This window comes from Desulfofundulus thermosubterraneus DSM 16057, from assembly GCF_900142025.1.
Classification (GTDB): domain Bacteria; phylum Bacillota; class Desulfotomaculia; order Desulfotomaculales; family Desulfovirgulaceae; genus Desulfofundulus; species Desulfofundulus thermosubterraneus.
In genome coordinates this window covers 1-1431 of sequence record NZ_FQZM01000095.1, presented here as the reverse complement: position 1 = coordinate 1431, position 1431 = coordinate 1, and the positions used below count along the sequence as shown (strand labels likewise).

Annotated in this window: 2 protein-coding genes; both read left to right on the top strand. The window is 54.5% G+C overall.

The features are described from left to right. The coding region (locus tag BUA65_RS17535; RefSeq protein ID WP_439328954.1) for a Mu transposase domain-containing protein at positions 1 to 479 on the top strand (479 nt) is incomplete at its 5' end. After that, positions 476 to 1261, top strand: coding sequence for an IS21-like element helper ATPase IstB (gene istB / locus BUA65_RS17530; protein ID WP_072871697.1), 786 nt, complete (start codon positions 476 to 478; stop codon positions 1259 to 1261). The genes BUA65_RS17535 and istB, both read left to right, overlap by 4 nt. The last annotated feature ends 170 nt before the right edge of the window (positions 1262 to 1431 follow it).

Here is a 1431-nt window from a genome sequence, read left to right as displayed (position 1 = left end):
TAACCTTAAGGGCCTACGTAGACCGGATAGAAATATACCATGAAGGCGAGCGGGTAGCTGTACATAAGCGCTGCTATGAGCGAAATAGGACCGTTACCTGCTATACCCACTACCTGCCACTGCTCAAGCAAAAACCCAACTATGTGCTTCATACTCTGCCTTTCCGGCAGCTTAAGCTACCGGCTCCTCTGGAACAATTCATCAATCAACTGGCAGCCAGGTCTTCCCGGCCGCCTCAAGACATAGTGGCTCTATTGGAACTAATGGACCAGCAGGGAGTAGAAGCGGTGGCAGCAGCTGCCGGGCAGGCACTGCTGATGGATACGGTAAGTGTAACCGCCCTGCGGGCTCTCCTGCCCCCGCCTGCCGAAGCGAAGGTGCAAATACCACCCTATTTGGCTGACTGCAAGGTTCATATGCCCGCCCCCGCTTTATACGACCGTCTTCTGGTAGCTCACGGGGGAGGTGTTGCGTCATGATTAATGAACAGAGCGAACTGGCGGTGGTGGAAAACCTGGCGAAGACACTTAAACTGTCCACTGTGGCCGCCCAGGCCGGCCCCCTGTCCCGTGAGGCCCAGGCGCAAGGCGCCTCCTACCTGCGCTACCTGGCTGCGGTGCTGGAACAAGAGCTTCTCCACCGGGAAGAAGCATCCCTAAAACGGCGGCTTAAAGCGGCCTGTTTCCCGGTAACTAAAACGCTGGACAGCTTTGACTTTAGCGCCGTACCCAGCTTATCCAAAACTCAGGTGCTGGGTCTGGCCCGCGGAGAGTTTATCCGCCGGAAAGAAAACATAATTCTCATGGGCAGCACGGGCGTAGGTAAAACCCACCTGGCCATTGGGCTTGCCACGGCAGCCTGCCGGCAGGGCTACCGGGTGCGTTTCTTCGCCGTGCCCGAACTGGTCAACGAACTGAGAGCCGCTTACCAGGAAAATCGCTTGAACCGCTTTATACGCCAGTGGCTGAAATATGACCTTGTGGTTCAGGATGAATTAGGTTACGTTCCTTTTGACCAGTTAAGCGCCCAGCTTTTATTCCAGGTGCTTGCCGCCCGGTACGAACGGGGCAGTATAATCATTACTACAAACCTGGAATTCGGCCAGTGGGCGGAGCTTTTTGGCGATGAACGGCTAACAGCTGCGTTAATCGACCGGCTGACCCACCGGGCACACATCCTGGTACTTAACGGGGAAAGCTACCGGTTCCGGGAAAGTCTCAGGCGGCAGGGCGCAAAAGATGCTTCTTCCGTTACCGGGTAATTAGCCGACTTTCGCGTGGGTTCCCGGACGAGAACTGGAATAAATCCAGTTCCTGGCCGGCGGTTTAACGAACATAATCACCATGGGAGGTGAATTCGCTCCTTAAAAAAATTACTATATTTAGCAGAAGACAGTATTAGTTCAAGAGGATTTTTATGTCCAGGGGTGGT

Coding starts and splice junctions, on each gene's coding strand:
- istB (WP_072871697.1), top strand. CDS start 476: ATGATTAATGAACAGAGCGAACTGGCGGTGGTGGAAAACCTGGCGAAG.